Raw genomic sequence first — 17,699 nt, 5'->3', positions numbered from 1 at the left:
TAATCCCCCAAAACCCTTGTAGGGTAAAGGTTTCTAGCTAACGAATCGCACCCTCTCTTTCAGAACCGGACGTGAGACTTTCACCTCATCCGGCTCCTAGATATCCTTAGCTTTCGCTTTTGCTCCAGTGTATCTGTTGGTGACAGCTCTGATGAACTGCTAGTAAATTCTTCTTAGACCAATTGTCGTGGTTTCCATCGACGTGATGGAGGTGTACAGATTCGTCTTCTAAGAACTTCAATCCACAGTGTCCACAGTAATGGTTTTGCTTTTTCAATGCGTTAGATGTAGCATCGGAGTAGAGTCTTGAATTTCTTTTACTCCAGTAGACTAAGTCGCCGTCGTAGGGTGACTTAGTCCCCTTTACGTTTACGTGTTGATTTTGTGCATACCCAACTTTTGGGAATCCTTTTTTGCATAGTTCATTGGCTTTATACCGGTTTACCTTTTTTTCTTTTCGGAATTTGCGGTTTGCGGTTTTTTCCATGAACCATAAGGAGTATCTTGTGCTGCTCATGTCGCAGCTGCTGTGGTAATTTCGCCATCCGCGCACGATAGGGGCTAGTTTCTTAGCTTTTACTTCAGCACCATAATTCGAGTTGTTGACTACGGTTTTAATCTTCTTACGAATGTTCCGATGGTTTTCCTCTGAGGGAATACATGAGAACTTTTTGTCTTTTCTGACGCGGAATTTCCACCCCAGGAGACGAAACCTTAGAAGAAAGAAGCCTTAATTAATAATTTTTAACCCTTTTTTGCATAGTCTGTCGCCTGTAAAGGCTTCTTTCTTCTTACGGTAACTTCATAGGAAGTTAAATCCGTCTGTCGTTTTAGTTAGCCTGGTCTTTTCTTCGCTAATTTCCATCTCTCTTTCTGCCAAAAAGTTAAAGACTTTTTGGAGAATCTTCTCAGCATTATCTTTGGGCTTGAGGATGAATACCATGTCATCTGCGTATCGCAGACTTGTATGTATATCCTCTATTCCGTTAAGTGCCACGTTTGCTAGTAAGGGGCTGACCACTCCGCCTTGGGGTGTACCTTGCTCTGGAAACTGAATGGAAACTCCTGCCTTTAGGCATCTGAATATTCCCATTTTGATTTTTGCTGGTGCTATAAGCCTTTCCATGATGCAGTTATGGCTGATGCGGTCAAAGCATTTCTTGATGTCTAGTTCTATGATTCGTTTGTTGAACCCGTTTGCATCGGATTTTAGGTGTATTTGCAGGCGTTTTTGTACATCTTGTGTACATCTTCCTGGTCTAAATCCGTAACTATCGGCGCTGAATGTCGCCTCGTGAGCTGGTTCTAGGACGAATTTTGCTAGACATTGCCATGCTCGGTCGGCTATGGTTGGTATTTTTAACATTCTTACTTTCCCGTTCTTTTTAGGGATTGGGATTTCGCGAAGTCCGCTATGTCTCCAGTCTGAGGCGTAGTGGTTCAATGTCTCTACCAGTTCCATGCGTTCCCGGTAATTGAGGCTTGACTTGCCGTCAATTCCCGCTGTCTTTTTACCTTTGTTTAGCTGGGTCACTTGTCGGACGGCCAAAAGTTGTGCTGAACGGGATTTCAGAATCAGTTTCTGTAAAGACCGGGCTTTCTTCAAGTCGCCAGCTCGAACTGCTTTGTACACTCTCTTCTGTAGGCGGAATAAGTTTTGGCGTAGTTTCTTCTACCTTTGCTTTTTCCATGATTCACTATGACTTGTCATGTGTCTAATCTTGCTCTCCATTAGTTTGTGTATTCTGGATACCCGCAGCCAGTTTCTAGCTGCATCCTACCCGACAGTAGGGATTAAGAGTGACATCTCTTACTAGGGGTTCGACCTTTCCCTAGACCTATGTGTGCTGTCGTTTTTACTTGTTCCATCCATTAGATTGTTATGGTGATTTAGGGCAGTCCACTTCGCCTATTTCCCTCATCGGAGATTACAGTCGTCGGAGAAAGGACACTGTGATGATAGTCGGGAATCAAGTCTCGCATGTACTAGTCAGATTGCGGCTTAGTGTTTAGACGCTTTTTCAGGACTTTCGCTGCTGTTACCCATGTCACCTCCCCATTACCGCCAGTGTCACCCATCTGATTGGTGTCTGGTTGCGGCCTGGTGCCAGCTTCACTCTGCTAGGATGTCGCCTCGGAGATGAAACCTTAGACAGTTGAGCCTTATTACAAAAGATTTAACCCTTTTATGCAAGACCGATCGCCCATAAAGGCTCAACTGTCTTACGGTAACTTCAAACTCGGTGTGGCCAAGGTAGGGAGTCACCTGTCTCCGCAGGGGGTCGGGTTTTCACCGCCATCCATAATGGATAGTTATAACTTTTGGGGTTATCCCCGCGAGTTACCTAAGTCATACCCCTCCCGGTGAGGGAGGCTCCTACTTAGAACAAGCCGCACGTCTCCAACACTTCAGTAAGAAGAGGATAAATCCTTTATTTCAATAAAGAGCTATTCCAGTTAACCACAACTTGACATTAATGGTCGATTTTATTTATACTACAGATATCGGAATAGTTAAGAAAACAAGGTTTATAGTTAACTGATGAATAAGTGCGTTTGTACTACTGAAGCAGCATCTCTGTTAGGAATATCATCAAGACGATTGAGACAACTCCTTCAAGACGGTCGCGTCCGGGGTGCCTATAAAAGCGGTAAATTCTGGATTATTCCTCTGTTCAACCATTTACCACAAATCATTAAGGCCAGCCGTGGCCCAAAAGGCAAGTGGCGCAAAAGTCGTCCTCCGGCTCTAGCTAAGATCAATGTCAATCGCAATCGCATTGGTAGCAACAAAACTAAACGTCCCCAAGAGCGTCAGCCAGTGATTTCGGTAAAACGAAGCGGCAACAATCTATACGGCAACCAGGTCGAAATTCTTGGTCCGTGTCGGATTGTTTATCAACCGGATAACCCTCTTGATTGTGGGGCTCGTCTGTGGATCGAAACCTTTAGTGATATTCACTTTATCGGTGGGTGCGGCTCGTTCTAGCTAGGAGCCTCTAACAACTAGAGGGGTATGAGCTAGGGGATTCGCGAGGTCAAACACCTCGAAATCCTAACTATTTTCCGGATGATGGTGAAAGCCCATCCCTTGAGGAGACAAGTGACTCTTTATCTGGCCACACCGAGTAGGCGGCAACCTACAGAGTGAAGCTGGCAACAGGGCGGAATCAGAGGTGAAACAGATTATCCACACTGCCGCTAATGAGGAGATGACATGGGTAAAATAAGTCCTAAAAAAGTGTCTCATAAAGAAAACACAATCTGAATAAAATCGTGTGTATTTCATCCTTTTATTCTCACGACATTATCCACCGGATAGTCGTAAACTCCGAGGAAAGGATAGGCAAAGTGGTTAGAAGTTACCGCAAGAATAGTGGAGCCTTTATAGTTAGTCGGCTATGGGTAAAAGGGTTAAAAATTTTGTAGTAAGGCTCCACTATTCTAAGGTTTCATCTCCGGACTACCCTAAATCATCAAAACAATCTGGGAAACGGAACGAGTAAAAACGATGGCAAAACACATGGGTCTGAAGAACGGTCGTAACTTCGGTAAGCTATGCCAAGCCTAATCCCCACCATCGGGTAAGATGTCCTCAAAACTGGGGACGGGTATTCAGAATACACAAACCCTAGGAGAGTATGGGTAGACACAGAGGAAAATCTAGTGACCTATGGAAAGGACAAAAGTGGAAAATACTCCGCCGGAACCTTTTCCGCCTACAGCGGCGCGTGTATAAAGCGGTTCAAGCTGGCGACTTGAGGAAAGCTCGGTCTCTGCAAAAACTGATTCTGAAATCTCGTTCAGCACAGCTATTGGCCATCCGTCAAGTAACACAGCTCAATCAGGGCAAAAAAACCGCCGGTATAGACGGTAAAACTGCACTGAATTACAAAGAAAGATTAGAAGTTCTTGAAACCATGAGGCAAAACGCCCTCGACTGGCATCATTCCGGTCTCCGAGAAATCCCAATTCCCAAAAAGAATGGGAAAGTAAGGATGCTCAAGATACCAACAATCGCAGACAGAGCATGGCAATGTCTAACAAAATTCGCCCTCGAACCTGCACACGAAGCCACGTTCCACGCCCGTAGCTACGGGTTCAGAACCGGCAGAAGTGCCCATGATGCCCAAAAGTATGTGTTCGATAACCTCAAATCACACTCAAACGGCATCAAGAAAAGAGTAATCGAACTAGACATCAAAAAGTGTTTCGACCGCATCTCCCATAAATCCATAATGGATAGGTTAATTGCACCAGCAAGTTTGAAGACTGGGATATTCCGATGCCTCAAAGCAGGAGTTGACCTGGAATTTCCTGAGCAAGGAACCCCACAGGGAGGAGTAGTCAGTCCACAAAAGCGCCAATATTGCACTTGATGGAATAGAAGATTTACACCCTAGCGTCCGGTACGCGGACGACATGATTATCTTCCTAAAACCAAAAGATAATGCTGAAAAAGTTCTGACGAAAATCAAGACATTTCTGGCAGAGCGCGGGATGGAAATCAGCGAAGATAAGACCAAGATAACCAAAACGACAGACGGATTCGATTTTCTAGGATGGCACATGCGTGTCAAACTAAACGGAAAGTTTCACTGTACTCCCTCAGCGGAGAACCACAAAGCTATTCGTAGGAAGATTAAGACCGTAGTTAACAGCTCGAATTATGGTGCAAAAATCAAGGCTAAGAAACTAGCCCCCATCATACGTGGATGGAGGAATTACCACAAATATTGCGACATGAGCAGTTCTCGCGACAGTTTATGGTTCATGAATCACACCGCAAACCGGAAATTCCGCAAAGAAAAGAAGGTTAACCGGTGTCAGGCCGACGAACTATGTAAGAAAGGCTTCCCCGCAGTAGGGTATGAACAGAACAAACACGTAATGGTGAAAGGGACTAAGTCCCCTTATGACGGAGACTTAGTCTATTGGAGCAAGAGAAATACCACTCTTTATTCCGATGCTACCGCAGAAGCTTTGAAGAAACAAAACCATTCCTGTGGATATTGCGGAATGAAATTCATTGATGAAGAAAGAGTACATCTCCACCACATTGATGGAAATCACAACAACTGGAAGAAAAACAACCTCATGGCTGTTCACCAAAGTTGTCACCAATATATTCACGGGGGCAAGTCGTTCGCGAAGCGTCGCCTTTGGCCGTAGGCCACGCTGCGCGAACGGCGATAAGACTAGGATATCTAGGAGCCGTATGAGGGGAAACCTTCACGTACGGATTTGAAGGAGAGGTGCCCCGGGTAATACCGGGCATCGACTCTAATTAGTTTTCCCGCCACTGCCTAGTAGAGGGTGGGGTTATATTTACCTTTTTCCTGTTGCGTTTTTCCATAACAACACACTGCCTATACCTAGGATGACTAAGGCAAAAATCCCTACGGGCAACCACCACTGTAATAGTTGAGGCTCTGATGCTGTAGCATCCTCGAAGAATTCTGATAAGGATTCTGACTGCTGGTTAAATTGAGGTTCAGTGTCAGGACTTGGCACAGTCGCAGTTTTTTTCCCAGGAGTGACTGTAACGTCGTACTTGATCTCAAATGGCTTAAAACTATCTCCTGATTTAGGAGTACCGCTTAAGACTAACTCATAGACTCCCGCTTTAGGAAATACTAGATCAGCTCCAGGAATACCTTGATATTTTTCGGCTGATATAGCTTTCAGCGATGGCTCAAGGATGGGGGAACTCCCTAACTCTGATGAGGATTTAGAGTAAACGGCTAGTTGACAGTCACATTGCTCTAGGGGAATGAGTTGGCCCCCTTGGCGAGTAAGGGCAAACCACGCTAGAGCAGGTTCTCTAGCGCGAGGATTGTGATTGGGTTCAATGTGGAAGGTAGCACCGACATCGGCAGACGTTTTAATGTTGTGAGAAATTATCGGAAAATACTGCTGAGTTCTGAGTGCTGAGTTTTCAGTAGAGGGAATGTGCGATCGCAGTTGAATGGTCATGGGGGTTAACTCTTAATGCTTAAATTTCTTTAAAGATGCTCTTAGCTCCTAACCATAAAATGCCGGAGATAGAGGGGATATCGATCATAAGACATCAATCTTTTGATTATAAATTGCTAAAAATTCACAATAAGGATTAATCACAGATGATAATATTTACCATAGTTTACAGTTAATGAACATAAGCACGGAATGGTTTTAGATTTGCTGCTGGTCATGAGCCTAGGGTTTCTGGGCAGTTTTGGTCACTGTGTGGCGATGTGTGGACCTCTGACAGTGGCGTTTTCCCTATCTCAGCAGCAGGAAAAGTCCCCCAAGTGGATGCATCAGCTGGGTTTTCATAGTCTACTTAACCTAGGACGAACAATTAGTTATGCTCTAGTCGGAGCTGCACTTGGGGGTATGGGTTCGGTCTTGATTGCCAGTGGTCAGTTGGCTGGGATTGGCAGTGGATTGCGCCAAGCCATGGCAATTCTGACTGGTTTAATGCTTATTTGGTTTGGCTGCGTGCAGCTTAAACCCGATTGGATTCCCCGTCTGCCCCTATTACACCCCCTATCTAAAGGGATTGGGCATCAACGGCTGACGGTCGCGATGACTAAATTGTCTGGGGAATCTCATTGGTGGACACCAGGGCTTTTAGGAGGAGTCTGGGGTTTGATGCCCTGTGGCTTCCTGTATGCTGCTCAGATTAAAGCAGCGGAAATGGGTAATCTCTGGTGGGGAGCAGCAACGATGCTGGCCTTTGGACTGGGAACTATGCCCATGATGCTAGGAGTGGGTGTATCTGCATCTAGACTCAGTGTTAGCAAGCGCAGCCAGCTGTTTCGCCTAGGAGGCTGGGTTACCCTCACGATTGGTATTTTAACCCTTATGCGTACCGATGTTATGGTGGATTACACCGGTCATGGGGCGCTGCTGTTACTGATGTTAGCTTTGATTGCTCGTCCGATTAGTCGTTTGTGGGCTGGGCTGTTACGCTATCGTCGGGCTTTAGGAGTGGGGGCATTTGTGTTGGCGATCGCTCATACATTTTTTAGGCTAGACCATGCCTTGAACTGGAAGTTAGATGCCATGGGGTTTATGTTACCGCAGCATAAGTGGGGTCTGTTAGCAGGAATTTTAGCGCTCGTGTTGATTACCCCAGCCGCCCTCACGAGTTTTGACCGCTTACAGAAGGGTTTGGGCAAGCTTTGGCGACGGATTCATTTATTGAGTATCCCTGCTTTAGTCTTAGCTGCAATTCATACCGTGATGATTGGTTCGAGCTACCTTGGACAGTTAGCTTGGACTGGAAACCACCAACTCAGAGCTGTGAGTTTGGGAATAATTACCTTAGGAGTTTTGCTAGTGCGATCGCGTATTGTTTGGTCAGGGTTATCCCTAGAAAAATTCTACCTTCCCCCCAAATCTTGGTAATGCTTACTGATTCTACACTGAGCTTTGGAGCCATTCACTTCAGTATTATCTATTCAGTATTACCTATAGTTAGCGATATTTTCTCTGCTCCAAGCTAAACCCTATGCAATTTAGGTGTAAAGTAGCTATAATCGGTAAACTTTTGGTTGGCTTTATGGGATTGCGAAATTGGTTAACTGCTACTGCTGTAGCTTGTCTGATTTGGGTGATCAGCTCGGCATTTGCTCCCCCTGCGTTGGCTGTGATCCGGATAAAACTTTCCAACTTGTCTTCCCAGGAGTGTCCCTCAGAAATTGGGCAAGGCATGGTGACCGTTGGTGGGGGGTCGGCTAGGCAGGCTGGTTGCTATCTGATCAAGGGTAAAGCCAAGAATCCCACTAACAAAATTGTGCTTGATGCTGATGTTTTTGGTCGTATCTACGATGCTAATGGCAATAATACCTTCCAAAATCGGAGTCGCGTGGGGTTAATTGATGAAGTGCCACCAGGCATCAGTGATTTTGAAATCCGGGTTACAGTTCCTGCTAATGTAAAAACGCCTCTTATCCTTAAGGGTTTTAAGGCATCCGGTTTTAGAAACAGAATCGGTCGGTGATTAGCTTAAAGGGGGATTAAGCCCACGCTGACGCTTACCTTTCAGACGTGGGGCTTCTCCCCGTTTAAGCTAAAACGCCCCAGCTAAAATTTGTAGAAGGAAAATCGCCAGTATGGGAGAAAAATCTATACCTCCAAGGGGTGGAATGAAGGAACGGAAAATATTCAGGTAAGGGTCAGTAATTGGACTTAAAACAGAAGCGACCTGATTCGCCCAATCCATTGTTTGAAACCAAGTTAACAGAATTCGGACAATTAATAGAACTAGATAGATTTGGATAAAGCTCTGGAGAGTGCTAGTCAACAGTTCTGTAGCCATAGTATTTAATAAGCTTTCTTACTAAGTTTTTATCTTAATGTTAAGTTTAACGAATTTGAGCACCCTGTGCCTGAATACCAAGTCATTGACACTCCCCGCTTTAAAAAGACGGGGATTCCTAGATCTACGACCGACCTTAAACCTCCGTGTCCAAATGGCAATATCTAAACCTGAATCCCGTCAAGACCAAGAATCTAGTTCAGTTCACGAAAGACCCAGCGGGCTAGTCTCCTTAGGCGTTTAGTAACTTATTGGAAAGTGCCTTATAAAGTCCGTTACTTTCCCGTTTTACTTGGTTTCGGCGTGCCCCGCCGTACCATTTTTCTCTCAAGTTGTGATCTTGCTGGGTTGACACACCAATTGTTAGTTGATGATTGGGTTTTTAGCGATGCAGCGCGGTCTTGGGGGTTTCCCCCATGAGCGACTGCATCAAGAAAGGAGGACTTTCCCTACCCTCCGGGCATTACTACTTTTAGGTCAAACAATTGCGGGTCTCTCTCCCGGTTGTGCCAAGGCCAAAGGCCACGCTACGCGAACGGTTTTTCAGCCTGTACCCATATCTAAATGATACTTTAGCGCAGGTATTGTCAACCTTTTTGATGAAATTGCATCTAGGCGACTAAAGTCGCTAACTGGCTTTCATCCCGGAGACGAAACCTTAGAATAGTGCAGCCTTACAACAAAACCTGTCACCTTTAATGCATAGCCTACCAACTATAAAGGCTGCACTATTCTTGCGGTAACTTCTGACCCGGTTTAAAAACGCGGGGCTTTCAGCCTTGGGAGTTTCGTAAAGCTTTAACATACCTACAACAGAATAATAATTTCACGGCTCAAGCACCCGTTCCTGTGAATTTGCCTCAGCTTGACCTTTTACTGTGCTGACTTGTTGACGTACATCGTCAATTGCTGAATTCAGCTGGGCAATTTTGTCTTCCAAACTCTGACGTGCCGCTTCAATGCTTGCTTCTGCCTTTAGTTCGCGCCTTCTGGCCCTAATTGCCTTAGGGTCTGATCGCTCCGAATTTAACAAAGACTGATCTTCCTCATCGTTTTGATTACTTTTGCCAGCAGTAACCAAAGCGCCGATTAATCCACCTACCAACCCCCCGACTACTGCTCCAGTCAGGAATCCACTTGCAAAACCATCTTGCTGACTCATGTTGCTCTGTTGCCCTTGATTTTCAAAATGCAGCTTTTATCCAGATTAACCCATCAAGTTTGAGAGGATCTTGCTGATTAGACAAGGGGTTTCGTACCAGCCCTTAATTAATAGTATCGTATCGGAAGCCTTTTGAACAAGACTTTGAAAGCCCGGTCTGGTGAGCGAGCGGGGAGTGTGAACCTTGGAAGCCTGATCAGGAAGTCTAGGTAGAGGTGTTCCAGGCCACACCTCTACTATCAGTTGGATACTATCAGTTTGATTTGCAGTGCACCATTTAACCTGTACAAACCTACTCACAAGCAGATAGGACGATGGTATAGCATTAGTTAAAACTAATGGTTGTTGCCGACAAAGCAATGCCAAAAGCATTGCGCTAATTTTCTTAATGGAGGCTCTGCTGCCTACTCTCAAACCGCACTGTAACTTCACTCAGTCCATTATTTTACGTCGCTTAACTTACGACCAGCTGCCAAGGCTTTTAGTTCTTCGTTGGGCGGTAGTGTTCCGAAGTTAAACAAGTTACTAACTTATTTGATTATAAAACAGTGGATAATGTTTCACAAGGTTTAGAGAGCTATAAGGCTAATAGTTGCACCTCTAAGTCTGTCAGGGTAATAGGGGTTAGTTGCTGCTCAGGTCAAGTTCCAAAAGCGCGATCGCCTGCATCACCCAAGCCTGGTACTATATATCCCTTAGCATTGACTTCCTCATCAATCATGCCAGTGTAGATGGTCAAACTAGGATAATCTGCCCCCAACTTTTGTAAGGCTGGTGGTGCTGCTACCACGCTAATAATCCGTGTTAAGTCTGGTGTTGCTCCTCGTTTTTTAAGTTCTGACATTGCTAACATCATTGTGCCACCAGTAGCCAGCATCGGGTCGAGAACTAGGATTCGTGTATTTGGGTCAAACTGATTGGGTAAGGTATTCAGGTAAAAACTGGCTTGTAAGGTTTCCTCATTTCTAACCAGACCAAGGTGATAAACCGATGCCAAGGGCAGCAACGTTTGGGCTCCATCTAAGAGCGCTAGTCCAGCCCGCAAAATTGGCACAACTACGATGGGCACTTCTGGGTTCACCATAGTTACCTTGCACGGCGCTAGGGGAGTTTGCACTGTTAGTTCTTCATTCGGCAACCAATCCCGCATTGCTTCATAGGTCAACCAGCGTCCCAACTCGGTCATAGCGCTTTTGAACAATGGAGGTGGTGTCGAGGCATCACGGGCAACCCCTAGCCAGTGCTTAACTAGGGGATGGGGTGGGACATAGACACGTAGTTGGAGAGTCATAACAGCTAGTAACTATAAGAATTAGTGAAAAACAAATTAGGTAGTGTTAGAGGAATTGGGCAGTAGGGTTTTTCGGAATAACCACAAGTTTTAATCTAGTTGATGATAGTTTCAAGTTTTACATTGATGAACATAGTATTAAGCAGTGTTGGCTTGATTCAAGCAAACCCTATACAAGTTGTCAAAATACAGACAGCACTCAAAGGGTTTGCGGATGCTTGTAACTATGCCAATAATACTGTTAAGTCGTCAATTACAAGCAAAAACACGCCATCCGCTGGTGATATACACCTGAGGGGGTGGGTGTGTGGTGGGGCGGGGGCGCGGGGTGTAATGATTGCCTTAGTTCTCAAAACGTTTTCCTTACAGGTTCGCCCACACCCAGCAAGGCTGGTTGTTAGCCTCCTAGGTGGGATGGTTAGCTAACACTTCCGACACTCCCGACACTCCCGACACTCCCCTTTAAAGAAAAATGTTTTTCATTATGTTGACATTTTTTATCAACAAGATTATAGTAGTAATAAGTGTTCTCCTCTCATTAAGGATAGGCGGGTGGGACCGGTAAGCAGCAGCAGGCTGGTGCCCACTTTTTTTTTTGCATTAGTAATGAACTCTTATATCAACAAGAAACGCTAAACTCAGATCCATCAGTTAATCTATTTAAATTACTAATTCCATGACTGCTGGATCCCAACCTTGCCCATCAAGCAATCAATCCCATACCATTTCCAATCAATCGGTATTTGATACTATTGTGATTGGCTCTGGTATTGGAGGGCTAGTAACCGCAACTCAGTTGGCAGCGAAGGGAGCGAGTGTGCTGGTGCTAGAAAGCTATATCATTCCTGGTGGTAGTTCGGGTTACTTCGAGCGAGAGGGATATCGCTTTGATGTGGGAGCATCAATGATTTTTGGGTTTGGCACCGAGGGGACAACCAATCTACTTACCCGAGCCCTTGAGGCTGTCAATGTCAGTCTGGAAACAATTCCAGATCCAGTGCAAATTCACTATCATCTGCCTGGTGATCTAGAGCTCAAAGTCCACCGAGAGTATGAGAATTTTTTGCAAGAACTTACTGCTCACTTCCCTGAGCAAGGCCAAGGGATTCGCAAATTTTACGATGAATGCTGGAAGGTCTTTAATTGCCTGAATGCGATGGACTTACTGTCCTTGGAAGAACTTGGCTATTTGACCAGGGTATTTTTCCAGCATCCCTTGGCTTGCTTGGGTTTAGTGAAGTACTTGCCCCAAAATGTGGGAGACATTGCTCGCAAGTATATTAGCGACCTTAAGTTGCTGAAATTTATAGACATGGAATGTTATTGCTGGTCTGTGGTACCTGCTGACAAAACACCGATGATTAATGCTGGAATGGTGTTTTCTGACCGACATTACGGTGGGATTAATTATCCGGTAGGAGGTGTAGGAAAAATCGCCCAAAAACTAGTGGAGGGATTGGAGAAAGCTGGAGGTCAGATTCTTTATAAAGCTCGAGTCGGGAAAATTCTGGTGGAAAAGGGTAAGGCAGTGGGTGTCCAGCTAGTCAATGGTAAAGAGTATCGAGCAAAACGAATTGTTTCCAATGCTACCCGTTGGGATACATTTGAGAAATTCCTGCCAGCTGACCAGATGCCAGCAGCTGAGCGGAAATGGCAACAGCGTTATCAGAAATCACCGGGTTTTTTGAGTTTACATTTAGGGGTAAAGGCAGATGTTTTACCACCTGGTACAGAGTGTCACCATATTGTCCTAGAAGACTGGGAAAATATGGAGGATGCGGAAGGGACTATTTTTGTTTCGATTCCGACCTTGCTTGATCCCAATTTAGCTCCAGAAGGCTATCATGTTTTCCACACGTTTACCCCGAGCTGGATGGAAGATTGGCAAGGGTTATCCCCTCGTCAGTACGAAAATAAGAAGGAAGAGGCCGCTGGATGCTTAATTGAGCGACTGGAGACGATTTTTCCTGGCTTAGATGCTGGATTGGATTACATGGAGGTGGGTACACCACGGAGTCATCGACGATTTTTGAACCGTATGGATGGAACTTATGGGCCAATTCCCAACCGCAAGTTAATGGGATTGTTGGGAATGCCGTTTAATCGCACTGCTATTCCAGGGCTTTATTGTGTTGGGGATAGTACCTTTCCGGGGCAGGGTTTAAATGCAGTAGCGTTTTCGGGATTTGCTTGTGCTCACCGTATTGCTGTGGATTTGGGATTCTAGGTAGAATTATTTTTAGGGAACAGGCATGCTAGCAATAGGCAATAGGCATGCTAGCAATAGGCATGCTAGCAATAGGGAAAAAATCCTGTGTACGTAATTAATATAAGAACCGCTATAAAGTAAGTATTTAACCGCAAATCAGATCACACTCACCACACTTCCCATACCCAGGCCCCACGCCCTGACAAGGGTAGGTTTTTAACGGTTTTTAACGGTTTTTAAAAAAGGGGCGAGTACCTAACGGGGTTGTCACCCCGTTAGCTCTACAAATCTATGGGATGCATGTTGATTTTCAGGTCTTTTCCCACACAAATCATGCTACTTTCAGGGCAAGGATTCCAGTTTCCTGGGAACAAAGGTTCAGAGGCAATGATAACAGAATTGGGGAAATGTGGAGCGTTCTGTAGCCAGTAGAGAGAAGGTGGAGTAGAACCGATAGCATAACGAGAGGCAATCAGCTGATTTCCATCACTAATAACGATGTTCGCTAAGACCTTGACTCCATAGGGTTTGGCTAACTTAAAGAGCGTTTTTAATGTCGCTTCTAACGCTTGTTCCCAATTACCATCCACAGCAGCTAATTCGTTGAGAAACAAGGCGAAGATATGTTCAGAATCGGTAGTGCCTTCAATTTTATGATAGACTGTATCTCTAATATGACTGCGGATCGGTTGGTATAAGGTGGGTCGGAAATTTTCGATGAAGCCATTGTGGGTGAAGAGGAAGTTGCGATCGCTAAAAGGTTGACAGTTACTCAAACTGGCGGCTTGTCCGGGGGTAGCACTGCGGATATAGGCTAAGAAACATTCAGATTCTATGTAACGACTGAGGTGAGGTAAATTAATATCGCTCCAGATCGGTAGGATGTTTTTGTAGATAAAGGGTTCTGTCTCTTTTTGGGAGTGATACCAACCAATTCCTACCCCATCAGCATTCACAGAGGTGGTTACGGTTTCTCGGGGTCTGTAACTTTGAATACAGAGAGAGTGTTCGGGTTCGTAGATGAGTTGATCCGGTTGAATAGCAGAACCGAGGTAAGCCAGTAATCGACACATATGTTGAAATACAAAAATTGGTATTGACTTTATTTTTTCCTACCAACCCCAGGTACCAGGTTCCCCTTTAAAAGGGCCAACAATATCACTGGTGATCCATCCTGCATAATAATCTCCGGCTTGGGGTTGCACCCCACATTCCGCAGGTGCGATCACATAATGTTGTATTTTTGAAGTATGAATGTTTCAGGATCACAAATCAAAGTACAAGATATCGACCACTTGGGCATAGTGGCAGGTATTGTTGATGAAATGGGGTTGGTTGAGGAGATTAACCAACTGCTCGGAACTCATCCCCAAGAAATAATTAGCGCAGGTCAAGTGGTCAAAGCAATGATTATCAACGGTAAGGGCTTTGTCAGCGCGCCACTCTATCTATTTTATAAGTTTTTTGAAGCGATGCAGCGCGGTCTTGGGGGTTTCCCCCACTCGCGCTTTGCATCAAGACAGGGATTGCAACGGAACATTTATTGGGAGAGGGAATAAAACCAGAACACTTGAATGATGACCGCTTGGGCAGAGTCGTAAGACTTACTATATGATGCTGGATTAACGGACATTTTCATCCGAGTTGCACTATCAGCAGCCGGGAAATTTGGAGTGAAGATGGACAGTTTCCACATGTATTCATGTTCATTTCACGTACATGGGGATTATGAGATAGATGCTGACGATGAAGCATCAGCCGAATCAGGATTAATTACAATTACATATGGTTATTAAGCGAGATCACCGACCAGATTTGAAACAATTTATCCTCGATTTGATGTGCAGTGGAGATGGAGATATACCCTTATATTTAAGAGTTGCAGATGGAAATGAAGTCGATGAGCGCCATGTTTGGAAAACTGATCGCTGACTTCCACAAACAATGGCAAATAGACGGTTTATTTGTGGCCGATGCAGCCCTTTACACTGAAGAAAATTTGCAGATGATGGTCTCCTTAAGATTGGTATCTCGACTTCCTGGTACCCTAACGGCTGCCAAAGAACTGTTAAAAAATATCAGTACTGATGCATTTGTACCAAGTACAATCCCAGGATATCGTATTGCCCCATGTTGTAATAATTATGGCGGTGTGCGACAAAGGTGGCACATGGATAGAAAGTCAAGCCCGTCAACAATCAGACTTAAAAAAACTGGAAAAACGTCTAGCAAAAAAATGTACTCAGGCACAATCGCAACTGCGAAAATTGTGTCAACAAAAATTTGCATGTGCCAAAGATGCACTCACAGCCACCAAACTACTTGAGAATCAGTTGCCATTTCATCAACTTGCAAATATTGAAGTTATTGAACATGCTCAATATCGAGGACGTGGTAGACCTCGCCAGGATTATAAACCTACCCTAAGCTACCAGATTCAAGCTGAAATTATACCCAAAGAAACGGCAATTACTATTGAAACAGAACGGGCTGGCCGGTTTATTATTGCCACCAATGTTCTTGATGCCTCCGATCGCGTAGCGTGGCCAAAGGCCTTACTTAGCGACGAAGAGGTTTTGCGTGAATATAAGTCACAACAATCTACAGAACGTGGTTTTCGGTTTCTCAAAGACCCATTGTTTTTTACTTCCACTGTGTTTCTCAATTCAAGCAAAAGAGTTGCGGCTTTAGCAAGCGATGCAGCGCGGTCTTGGGGAGGCAGTGCGGTCTTGGGGGTTCCCCCGGAGACGAAACCTTAGATAGGGTCGCCTTTATAGTTAGCAGGTTATGCAGAAAAGGGTTAAATATTTGTTAATAGCGATGCAGCGCGGTCTTGGGGGTTTCCCCCATGAGCGACTGCATCAAGACAAGGCTCCACTATCTTACGGTAACTATCGCCTTTGGCGACGCTTGGCCGTAGGCCACGCCAAAGGCGAACGCGAACAAACCATGAGCAACTGCCGTGGTTTCCCCCACTCGCGCTTTGCATCAAGACATGGTTATGGGTAAGTGGAATGCTGGTTTACAGCCTGGGTCAGAGGGCATTACGTCAATCCTTAAAACGAGCATCTCAAACAATCCAAAATCAGTTAGGTAAGCCAACTGCCACTCCTACTTTGCGTTGGGTGTTTCAATGTTTCATGTCAATTCATTTATTGACGATGGCTGGCTTGAAACAAGTTTCCAACCTCAGTGAAGAACGGTGTTGGATTCTCAAGTTCTTTGGTGCTCCTTGTCGTAAATATTATCTCCTTTGCTAACTAACCTGCGGAATGTGGGATGAACTAAAAGAGAAAATCAGAAAAATTTTTGAGAAGACTAGTAATTGGTACACCGGATTAGTGAAACTGGGGATTTGGTTGTCAAGAGCGAAAAAATATTTCCCCGAGAGCCAAAAAACGATTAGCCGATGCCTGGATGAGATAATTGCTTACTTTGATCATAGAACAACCAGTGGTGTCGTTGAGGGTATTAATAACAAACTTAAGCTAATTAAGCGCTCGGCTTATGGATTTCGTAATTTGGAAAACTTTCGTTTCGAGATGTTTATTAAACTGGCATTTTAACTGTTAGTTTAGCATAACAAGTACGGAAGAGCCCTTTTTTTATCTATTTCTGCTGTATCGCTCACTACATAAAGCTCTCATGCCTCCTTGTCCCCCTGTTAGGACCTTTATACAAAGCCGGGTAAGTTTTACACATTGCTGTTAGTCTTGGTGCTTTAGCTGTACGTTTTTTCCGATTTCCCGACTGCCAAGAACGATAACGGATTTGAAAACTAGAAACAATGCCAATTGCTTCAGCTATGGCTGCTCTTCTTAAATAGCTGGGAAACTTACGGTGATCTGGATATTTGTTGACAATTTTATGATAATAACTATGTTTGGGATTTGGGTTAGCTGTGGTAACATGAATCATTTTTTCCACAGCCAAAACTAATTCTAAGCTACTTCTACTTAGAGGGGCTAAATTAGACCATTGTGCATTCACAATCAAAACTAAAGGTAAAAGATATTTACGGTAGCAGGTTACCGTCATCAACATCATCTCTTTCTGTTCGGGAGTAGTAACTAAACGCCACACATCTGTACGAATCAGAGGTTGAGGTTGAGATTTTTTAGTTTTTCTTTTGCTTTTTTTACCCATGGTATAGTCACAGCCCACTCTATAGGCTATTAAATTATAAGTAGTCGGACAAAAGTTTTGGGTGCTGTATAAAGTTTTGTAAATATAGGTAAAACCTTTTGGGGTAAAGGTTATAAGCATTTTACAGTTTTTGAGACAGTACCGTTTATTTATGTCCGACTACTTATTAACACAAATATGATTAATCTAGAATTGCCAAAAGAATAAGAAAAGGTAGTGTTTTTGGTTGGTCTCGCTAACCCCACCTAAATCGAAGATTATAGGTGGGGTTAGCGAGACATTTTGTTCAAATTGTCTAAATTCCTTGGGATTATTGGTGGGTACGGTCATCTTTCGGTAATCTTTTTGGTAGCTGTTAGGTAAGCATTCAGCCGTCAGCGGTGAGCTAAAAGCTCACGCTACTTGAGGTGCGGTCAGCAGACTTAACTAATAATAAATGAATGGTTACCTGTTGTCTTGATGCAAAACGCGAGTGGTTTGAATTTACAGTAAGATAGTGGAGCCTTTTTAAAAAATCTTTAACCCTTTTCTGCATAACCTGCTAACTATAAAGGCGACCCTATCTAAGGTTTTGTCTCCGGGG

General features: G+C 44.4%; 13 protein-coding genes and 8 pseudogenes. 11 read left to right on the top strand and 10 right to left on the bottom strand.

The window, feature by feature from the left end; all coding sequences use genetic code 11:
• Window positions 1–106 precede the first annotated feature (106 nt).
• A pseudogene (locus BJP37_RS42530) lies at window positions 107–703 on the bottom strand (HNH endonuclease); the annotation flags it as partial.
• A 105-nt stretch (window positions 704–808) separates the two neighbouring features.
• A pseudogene (locus BJP37_RS13925) lies at window positions 809–1,711 on the bottom strand (reverse transcriptase domain-containing protein); the annotation flags it as partial.
• Window positions 1,712–2,542: 831 nt separating this feature from the next.
• Here BJP37_RS13925 and BJP37_RS13920 point away from each other — a divergent pair.
• Both BJP37_RS13920 and BJP37_RS45015 read left to right on the top strand, forming a co-directional pair.
• On the top strand, window positions 2,543–2,989 hold the full coding sequence (locus BJP37_RS13920) for a MerR family transcriptional regulator (protein ID WP_075899580.1): 447 nt from the start codon (window positions 2,543–2,545) through the stop codon (window positions 2,987–2,989).
• A gap of 652 nt (window positions 2,990–3,641) precedes the next feature.
• Window positions 3,642–5,172 (top strand): annotated as a pseudogene (locus tag BJP37_RS45015) (group II intron reverse transcriptase/maturase).
• Window positions 5,173–5,328: 156 nt separating this feature from the next.
• Here BJP37_RS45015 and BJP37_RS13910 read toward each other — a convergent pair.
• Window positions 5,329–5,976 (bottom strand): hypothetical protein, encoded by a 648-nt coding sequence (locus BJP37_RS13910; protein WP_075899578.1) that lies wholly within the window; start codon window positions 5,974–5,976, stop codon window positions 5,329–5,331.
• 192 nt (window positions 5,977–6,168) lie between these two features.
• Between BJP37_RS13910 and BJP37_RS13905 the strand changes: the two genes are divergently transcribed.
• Window positions 6,169–7,395 (top strand): urease accessory protein UreH domain-containing protein, encoded by a 1,227-nt coding sequence (locus BJP37_RS13905; RefSeq protein ID WP_075899576.1) that lies wholly within the window; start codon window positions 6,169–6,171, stop codon window positions 7,393–7,395.
• A gap of 103 nt (window positions 7,396–7,498) precedes the next feature.
• Window positions 7,499–7,990, top strand: a complete 492-nt coding sequence (locus BJP37_RS13900; protein ID WP_229415305.1) for a hypothetical protein — start codon at window positions 7,499–7,501, stop codon at window positions 7,988–7,990.
• 69 nt (window positions 7,991–8,059) lie between these two features.
• Here BJP37_RS13900 and BJP37_RS13895 read toward each other — a convergent pair whose 3' ends face one another.
• Window positions 8,060–8,308 (bottom strand): YggT family protein, encoded by a 249-nt coding sequence (locus BJP37_RS13895; protein ID WP_075899574.1) that lies wholly within the window; start codon window positions 8,306–8,308, stop codon window positions 8,060–8,062.
• 388 nt (window positions 8,309–8,696) lie between these two features.
• Between BJP37_RS13895 and BJP37_RS36525 the strand changes: the two genes are divergently transcribed.
• Window positions 8,697–8,876, top strand: a complete 180-nt coding sequence (locus BJP37_RS36525; protein WP_143727611.1) for a hypothetical protein — start codon at window positions 8,697–8,699, stop codon at window positions 8,874–8,876.
• Between the two features lie 90 nt (window positions 8,877–8,966).
• On the opposite strand, the pseudogene BJP37_RS44285 reads toward BJP37_RS36525, so the two are convergent.
• From BJP37_RS44285 to upp, 3 genes and pseudogenes are all read right to left on the bottom strand, one after another.
• Window positions 8,967–9,059, bottom strand: a pseudogene (locus BJP37_RS44285) (RNA-guided endonuclease InsQ/TnpB family protein); the annotation flags it as partial.
• Window positions 9,060–9,134: 75 nt separating this feature from the next.
• The gene (locus tag BJP37_RS13890) at window positions 9,135–9,470 is read right to left on the bottom strand and encodes a ssl2009 family thylakoid membrane protein (protein ID WP_075899572.1); all 336 of its coding nucleotides are present in this window, start codon (window positions 9,468–9,470) and stop codon (window positions 9,135–9,137) included.
• Between the two features lie 640 nt (window positions 9,471–10,110).
• Entirely contained in the window at window positions 10,111–10,761 is a 651-nt protein-coding gene (upp, locus tag BJP37_RS13880) for a uracil phosphoribosyltransferase (protein WP_070393008.1), read from the bottom strand.
• Window positions 10,762–10,887: 126 nt separating this feature from the next.
• Here upp and BJP37_RS13875 point away from each other — a divergent pair, with 126 nt between their 5' ends.
• Window positions 10,888–11,187, top strand: coding sequence for a hypothetical protein (locus tag BJP37_RS13875; protein ID WP_075899568.1), 300 nt, complete (start codon window positions 10,888–10,890; stop codon window positions 11,185–11,187).
• A 250-nt stretch (window positions 11,188–11,437) separates the two neighbouring features.
• Window positions 11,438–12,988: a carotenoid isomerase gene (gene crtH, locus BJP37_RS13870; RefSeq protein WP_075899566.1), complete on the top strand. Its 1,551-nt coding sequence runs from the start codon at window positions 11,438–11,440 to the stop codon at window positions 12,986–12,988.
• 263 nt (window positions 12,989–13,251) lie between these two features.
• On the opposite strand, the gene egtC is transcribed toward crtH, so the two are convergent.
• Both egtC and BJP37_RS45010 read right to left on the bottom strand, forming a co-directional pair.
• On the bottom strand, window positions 13,252–14,043 hold the full coding sequence (gene egtC, locus BJP37_RS13865; RefSeq protein WP_075899564.1) for an ergothioneine biosynthesis protein EgtC: 792 nt from the start codon (window positions 14,041–14,043) through the stop codon (window positions 13,252–13,254).
• 39 nt (window positions 14,044–14,082) lie between these two features.
• Window positions 14,083–14,175, bottom strand: a pseudogene (locus BJP37_RS45010) (DUF427 domain-containing protein); the annotation flags it as partial.
• Window positions 14,176–14,220: 45 nt separating this feature from the next.
• Here BJP37_RS45010 and BJP37_RS42515 point away from each other — a divergent pair.
• The 4 genes and pseudogenes from BJP37_RS42515 to BJP37_RS13845 all read left to right on the top strand — a co-directional run.
• Window positions 14,221–15,663: pseudogene (locus BJP37_RS42515) on the top strand (IS1634 family transposase); the annotation flags it as partial.
• 127 nt (window positions 15,664–15,790) lie between these two features.
• Window positions 15,791–15,979, top strand: coding sequence for a hypothetical protein (locus BJP37_RS36515; protein ID WP_143727609.1), 189 nt, complete (start codon window positions 15,791–15,793; stop codon window positions 15,977–15,979).
• 5 nt (window positions 15,980–15,984) lie between these two features.
• Window positions 15,985–16,230: pseudogene (locus BJP37_RS13850) on the top strand (IS1634 family transposase); the annotation flags it as partial.
• A 24-nt stretch (window positions 16,231–16,254) separates the two neighbouring features.
• Window positions 16,255–16,543, top strand: a pseudogene (locus tag BJP37_RS13845) (ISL3 family transposase); the annotation flags it as partial.
• A gap of 57 nt (window positions 16,544–16,600) precedes the next feature.
• Here BJP37_RS13845 and BJP37_RS13840 read toward each other — a convergent pair.
• Entirely contained in the window at window positions 16,601–17,116 is a 516-nt protein-coding gene (locus BJP37_RS13840; protein WP_143727608.1) for a hypothetical protein, read from the bottom strand.
• Window positions 17,117–17,699: the final 583 nt, after the last annotated feature.

The organism is Moorena bouillonii PNG, from assembly GCF_001942495.1.
GTDB classification, from domain to species: domain Bacteria; phylum Cyanobacteriota; class Cyanobacteriia; order Cyanobacteriales; family Coleofasciculaceae; genus Moorena; species Moorena bouillonii.
This window is presented reverse-complemented; position numbering and strand designations above follow the sequence as displayed.

Coding starts and splice junctions, on each gene's coding strand:
- BJP37_RS13920 (WP_075899580.1), top strand. CDS start 2,543: ATGAATAAGTGCGTTTGTACTACTGAAGCAGCATCTCTGTTAGGAATA.
- BJP37_RS13910 (WP_075899578.1), bottom strand. CDS start 5,976: ATGACCATTCAACTGCGATCGCACATTCCCTCTACTGAAAACTCAGCA.
- BJP37_RS13905 (WP_075899576.1), top strand. CDS start 6,169: ATGGTTTTAGATTTGCTGCTGGTCATGAGCCTAGGGTTTCTGGGCAGT.
- BJP37_RS13900 (WP_229415305.1), top strand. CDS start 7,499: ATGCAATTTAGGTGTAAAGTAGCTATAATCGGTAAACTTTTGGTTGGC.
- BJP37_RS13895 (WP_075899574.1), bottom strand. CDS start 8,308: ATGGCTACAGAACTGTTGACTAGCACTCTCCAGAGCTTTATCCAAATC.
- BJP37_RS36525 (WP_143727611.1), top strand. CDS start 8,697: ATGCAGCGCGGTCTTGGGGGTTTCCCCCATGAGCGACTGCATCAAGAA.
- BJP37_RS13890 (WP_075899572.1), bottom strand. CDS start 9,470: ATGAGTCAGCAAGATGGTTTTGCAAGTGGATTCCTGACTGGAGCAGTA.
- upp (WP_070393008.1), bottom strand. CDS start 10,761: ATGACTCTCCAACTACGTGTCTATGTCCCACCCCATCCCCTAGTTAAG.
- BJP37_RS13875 (WP_075899568.1), top strand. CDS start 10,888: ATGAACATAGTATTAAGCAGTGTTGGCTTGATTCAAGCAAACCCTATA.
- crtH (WP_075899566.1), top strand. CDS start 11,438: ATGACTGCTGGATCCCAACCTTGCCCATCAAGCAATCAATCCCATACC.
- egtC (WP_075899564.1), bottom strand. CDS start 14,043: ATGTGTCGATTACTGGCTTACCTCGGTTCTGCTATTCAACCGGATCAA.
- BJP37_RS36515 (WP_143727609.1), top strand. CDS start 15,791: ATGCAGCGCGGTCTTGGGGGTTTCCCCCATGAGCGACTGCATCAAGAC.
- BJP37_RS13840 (WP_143727608.1), bottom strand. CDS start 17,116: ATGGGTAAAAAAAGCAAAAGAAAAACTAAAAAATCTCAACCTCAACCT.